At 39.2% G+C, this 255-nt stretch carries 1 protein-coding gene; it reads right to left on the bottom strand.

What is annotated here, in order from left to right; all coding sequences use genetic code 11:
- Positions 1–188, bottom strand: a 188-nt coding sequence (locus tag SB773_RS33105; protein WP_410594672.1) for a hypothetical protein, incomplete at its 3' end; no start/stop codon positions are given.
- Positions 189–255: the final 67 nt, after the last annotated feature.

Below are 255 nucleotides of genomic sequence, written 5' to 3'. Positions count from 1 at the left end.
GTGTTGATTTTAATAACTTCCCCACTCCGGACCAGTTCATTTAATGTGTGGCTGATCAAGTTGCGTTTCTTGCCCAATATTTTGGCAAGATGGCTGCTGGTAAAGTCATCAAAGCTCAGATCGTCTTTGTCGAAGTCGTGGTTCATGGTAACCAATCGTAATTGATCATAAATCACATCTTTGTTCATGTCAGCCTCCCCCATCCGTCACCCTAAAAAACAAATTAATACAATAATCAAAATATATCATGTGTGA

The sequence above is a fragment of the Bacillus sp. SIMBA_074 genome, assembly GCF_046534555.1.
Lineage (GTDB): Bacteria > Bacillota > Bacilli > Bacillales > Bacillaceae_G > Bacillus_A > Bacillus_A mycoides.
This window is presented reverse-complemented; position numbering and strand designations above follow the sequence as displayed.